Annotated in this window: 4 protein-coding genes; 3 read left to right on the forward strand and 1 reads right to left on the reverse strand. The window is 73.2% G+C overall.

Translation table 11 applies throughout. The annotated features are described in order from the left end of the window. Window positions 1-133 precede the first annotated feature (133 nt). Window positions 134-1,207 carry a hypothetical protein gene (locus tag AB0L34_RS02975; RefSeq protein ID WP_363701373.1) on the reverse strand — a complete coding sequence of 358 codons (1,074 nt, stop codon included), beginning with the start codon at window positions 1,205-1,207 and terminating at the stop codon, window positions 134-136. 247 nt (window positions 1,208-1,454) lie between these two features. On the opposite strand from AB0L34_RS02975, the gene pruA reads away from it, so the two are divergent. The 3 genes from pruA to AB0L34_RS02990 all read left to right on the forward strand — a co-directional run bounded on the left by pruA (window position 1,455) and on the right by AB0L34_RS02990 (window position 4,625). Continuing rightward, the gene (gene pruA, locus AB0L34_RS02980; protein ID WP_363701375.1) at window positions 1,455-3,083 is read left to right on the forward strand and encodes an L-glutamate gamma-semialdehyde dehydrogenase; all 1,629 of its coding nucleotides are present in this window, start codon (window positions 1,455-1,457) and stop codon (window positions 3,081-3,083) included. Between the two features lie 105 nt (window positions 3,084-3,188). Next, a complete protein-coding gene (locus AB0L34_RS02985) occupies window positions 3,189-3,992 on the forward strand; it encodes a tryptophan 2,3-dioxygenase family protein (protein ID WP_350703156.1) in 804 nt (267 codons plus the stop codon). Between the two features lie 117 nt (window positions 3,993-4,109). Then, window positions 4,110-4,625 carry a PadR family transcriptional regulator gene (locus AB0L34_RS02990; protein WP_363701377.1) on the forward strand — a complete coding sequence of 172 codons (516 nt, stop codon included), beginning with the start codon at window positions 4,110-4,112 and terminating at the stop codon, window positions 4,623-4,625. The last annotated feature ends 194 nt before the right edge of the window (window positions 4,626-4,819 follow it).

The raw sequence follows: 4,819 nt of genomic DNA on the forward strand, positions 1-4,819 counted from the left end.
GTGCAACGCCGTCGCCGAGCTGGCCGAGCTGCGCCGCCCCGCCTCGGCCCCCCGCCGGCGCCGGCGGTGCCCGGGGGCCCCCCGGGCGGACGGGTCGGACACGCCGCCGGCGGTGCCCTCGGCGCGCCGGGCGTCAGCGGGCGGGGGCGGCCTCGGCCGGCTCGTCGTCGTCGGCGTGGGCCGGGCCCAGGGTGCGGCCGAAGGCGATCATGGCGGTCAGCGCGCCGACGAAGAGCACCCAGATGCCGTTGTCGACCCGGGAGGTGCCCAGCGAGGTCTGCGCCACCGCGTCCGCCTCGCTGAGGGCGCCGGCCAGGTCGAGCAGGGAGCGCCCGCCGACCCGGATGATCACCTCGGCGAGGAGCAGGAGCAGGCCCGGGCCGGCCCCGGCCAGCAGGTACGCCGGCCAGCGCGGCGCAGGCGCCGCCGCCTCCCGCCGGGCGGCCCGGCGCCGGGCCCAGGTCAGGTAGCCGAAGGCGAGCAGCCCCGCCACCAGGCCGGCGAGCAGCGACTCGGTGCGCGACACCCACTTGGCGGCGGTGAGCAGCGACTCCTGGCTGTCGCCGGCGCCGAAGAGGTCGAACAGGGGGTCGCGGGCCCGGCTGAAGGCCACCACGAAGACGAGCGTGCCGAGGGCGGCGGCGACCACGGCACCGACCACGGGCGCGCTGCGGGCGCCGGCGATGGCCCCACCGATCGTCGCCGCGGCGGCGGTGGTGCCGGCGATCACGTTGGTGGTCGCGTTGTCGGCGTACGTCAGGTTGATCGCGAACGCGGCGGCCAGCGCCACCAGCAGGCCGGTGCCGATCGCGGCCACGAAGCGCAGGGTCACCCGGTCGCTGCCCCGGCGGGCGAGCAGGTCGACGCCGAAGAGGGCGAAGGCGGCGCCGGCGACCAGCGCGGCCGAGATCACCCCCGGCAGGGCGAACGCGGAGAGGCTGATCGCGGTGATCCCGGCGGCCGCCGATTCGATCGCCTCGCGGGTCGACCAGAGCATCGCGGTCAGCCAGCCGAGCGCCAGGAGCGCGAGCACCGGTGCGCCGGGCGCGAGCGCCGGAGCGACCCCGTCGCCGTCGGCGGCCGGCCGGTCTGACCCGTCGGCGTCGGCCGGGCCCGGCTCCCGCCCCGGTTCGGCAGCGGTGGCGTCGGCGGCCGGAACCGGCTGGTCCGACTCCGCGGCGGCGGGGCTGCCGGGCTGCTTGGTCATCCTCTTCCCTCCGACGGACGCCCGGCCCTCGGCGGGGCCGGCAGTTCACCGGCCACCCAGCGTACGCGCCCGCCGGGCCCGCCCCGGTCGGTCGGTGGTGGGGGTGGGGCGAGGGCCGCGCCGTGAAACAATCGGGCGAGGTCCCGCCGCCGCGACCGGTCCACCCCCGCGGCGTCCGGCGCCGGTCGTCCGGCCGGTGCCCGCGGGTCCGATTTCGCCACCGCTGTCGAGATCGCCAGGAGCCCTGATGGACGCCGTGTTCTCCGTACCCGAGCCGCGCAACGAGCCGGTGCGCAACTACGAGCCGGGCAGTGTCGACCGGGAACGGCTCCAGCGGCGGCTGGCCGAGCTGGCCGCCGAGCCGATCGACCTGCCGATGACCATCGCCGGTGAGCAGCGGATGGCCGGCGGCGAGTCGATCGACGTGGTGCAGCCGCACAAGCACGCGCACGTGCTGGGCGTCACCGGGCACGCCAACCACGAGGACGCCCGCGCGGCGGTCAAGGCCGCCAAGGACGCCGCCCCGATGTGGCGGGCCCTGCCGTTCGAGGAGCGCGCCGCGATCTTCCTGCGCGCCGCCGAGCTGCTCGCCGGCCCCTGGCGGGACACCCTGAACGCGGCCACCATGCTCGGCCAGTCGAAGACCGCCATCCAGGCCGAGATCGACTCGGCCTGCGAGTTCGTCGACTTCCTCCGGTTCAACGTGTACTTCGCCCGGAAGCTGCTGGAGGAGCAGCCGATGTCCTCGCCGGGGGTGTGGAACCGCTTCGACCACCGCCCGCTGGAGGGCTTCGTCTACGCGATCACCCCGTTCAACTTCACCGCGATCGCCGGCAACCTGCCCTCGGCGCCGGCCCTGCTGGGCAACACGGTGGTCTGGAAGCCGGGCCCGACCCAGCAGTTCGCCGCGCACTTCACCATGCGGCTGTTCGAGGCTGCCGGCCTGCCCCCCGGCGTGATCAACATGGTCACCGGGCGTGGCGAGGAGGTCTCCGACGTCGTGCTCGCCGACCCGGACCTGGCCGGCATCCACTTCACCGGCTCCACCAAGGTCTTCCAGCACCTGTGGAAGACCGTCGGGGAGAACATCTCCCGCTACCGGGGCTACCCGCGCCTGGTCGGCGAGACCGGCGGCAAGGACTTCGTCGTCGCGCACACCAGCGCGGACGTCGACGCCCTGCACACCGCGCTGATCCGGGGCGCCTTCGAGTACCAGGGCCAGAAGTGCTCGGCGGCCTCCCGGGCGTACGTCCCGCGGTCGCTCTGGGAGGGCGGGCTGCGTGACCGGCTGGCCGCCACCACGGAGTCCCTCACCTACGGCGACGTCACCGACTTCGGCAACTTCGGCGGCGCGGTGATCGATGCCAAGGCGTTCGACCGGCACACCGCCGCGCTGGAGCTGATCTCCGACGACGACGCCTGCCGTGTGCTCGCCGGCGGCACCGCCGACGACTCCGTCGGATACTTCGTCCGGCCGACGCTGTTCGAGTGCACCGACGCGGCGCACGAGACGTTCACCACCGAGTACTTCGGGCCGATCCTCGGCGTGCACGTCTTCGACGACGCCCGCTTCGACGACGTGGTCGCCCAGGCCGAGTCGATCGCGCCGTACGCGCTGACCGGGTCGATCTTCGCGACCGACCGCCGGGTGGTCGACGCGGTGGCCGAGAAGATGCGGTACGCCGCCGGCAACTTCTACATCAACGACAAGCCGACCGGCGCGGTGGTCGGGCAGCAGCCCTTCGGCGGTGCCCGGGCCAGCGGCACCAACGACAAGGCCGGCTCCTGGCACAACCTCGTCCGGTGGATGTCGCCCCGGACGATCAAGGAAACCTTCGTCGCGCCGACCGACCACACGTACCCGCACATGGGCTGAGGCGTCAGGAGGGCCCTTCCCGTCGTTTCCCGGACGGGAAGGGCCCTTCCTCGCACCCGTGACGGAAAGAGGCGGGGGCGGCCGGGCGGCGGTACCGTGGCCGCTGTGACCCACCCCACCCCCGCGCACGACCCCCGCTTCGGCGAGCAGGGTGGCCTGCTCACCTACAGCGACTACCTGCGGCTGGCCGACCTGCTCGCGGCGCAGGTGCCGGAGTCCGACCCGGCCTCCCACGACGAGCTGCTCTTCATCACCATCCACCAGGTCTACGAGCTGTGGTTCAAGCTGCTGCTCGCGGAGCTGACGGACGCCCGGGACCGGATGCTGGCCGGCGAGACCTACCTGCCCCGGGTGCGGCTGGAGCGCTGCCACGCGGTGGAGCGGGTGCTGATCGGCCAGGTCGACGTCATCGACACGATGACCCCGCAGGACTTCCTGGCCTTCCGCACCAAGCTGGCCCCGGCGTCGGGCTTCCAGTCCGCCCAGTTCCGGGAGATCGAGTTCCTCTCCGGTCTGAAGGACCCGGACTACCTGCGCCGGTTCCGGGGGCTGCCCGCCGTCGAGCGGGAACGGCTGGAGCGGCGGCTGGCCGAGCCGAGCCTCTGGGACGGCTTCCTGGCCGTGCTCGGCCGGGCCGGCTTCGACGTCTCCGAGGCGGAGGCGCGCTTCGCGGCGTACGCGACGATCGCCGCCGACCGGGAGCGGTTCGGGCCGCTGTGGGACCTCGCGGAGGCGCTGGTCGCGCACGACCAGGCGTTCTCGCTGTGGCGGGCCCGGCACGTGCTGATGGCCGAGCGGCAGATCGGCACCAAACCGGGCACCGGGGGCTCGGCCGGCGGGGCGTACCTGCGCTCCCGGGTCGAGAGCCGGTTCTACCCGGAGCTGTGGGAGCTGCGCAGCCGGCTCTGAGACATCGGCGCTCCGGCGCGGACTGTCTCGCGCCGACAGTGCACATAGGAAGCCCTACCGGGTGGCGAAACCGTGAAATCCTGGACGCCACGGCAGCAAAGTGGCAGCGTGATGGGCATGGCGGATTCCGGAGTCAACCCCACGGCGGCGGCCCTGCTCGGGCTGCTCCACGAGGGCCCCATGACAGGTGGCCAGTTGATGGCCGCCGCCGAGCGCCGGCTGGCGCCGTACTGGTCGATGACCCGTAGTCAGGTCTACCGGGAGCTGCCGGTGCTGGCCGAGCGGGGTCTCGTCCGGATGGGCAAGCCCGGGCCGCGCTCCAGCCAGCCGTACGCGATCACCGCAGCCGGAAAACGGACATTTTCCCGCTGGTTGACGGAGGACCCGGGGCGGGACACGATCCGCAACCCGATCGCCCTGCGGATCGCCTTCGGCGACCTGCACTCCGCCAACCAGCTCAAGAACCTCCAGGCCGCGGCCAACGAATACCACACCGAGGCGCTCGCCAAGGTCCGCGAGCAGGTCAAGAACGCCAAGAAGGAAGGCGAGACGTACGACGCCAGCGCGCTGGAGTTCGCCGTCGCCTACCACAAGGCGGCCCTGTCCTGGCTGAAGAGCGCCCCGGTCGGCTGACCGGGCTCGCAAACCCATTCTTTCCACGGGCGGGTCATCTTTCCGCTCGTGACTGCGGGGCTCGCAAGCTCACTCCTCGCACGAGCGGAGTCATCTTTTCGCTCGTGACTGCGGGGCTCGCAAGCTCACTCCTCGCACGAGCGGAGTCATCTTTTCGCTCGTGACTGCGGGGCTCGCAAGCTCACTCCTCGCAC

This window comes from Micromonospora sp. NPDC052213, assembly GCF_040679695.1.
Classification (GTDB): Bacteria; Actinomycetota; Actinomycetes; order Mycobacteriales; family Micromonosporaceae; genus Micromonospora.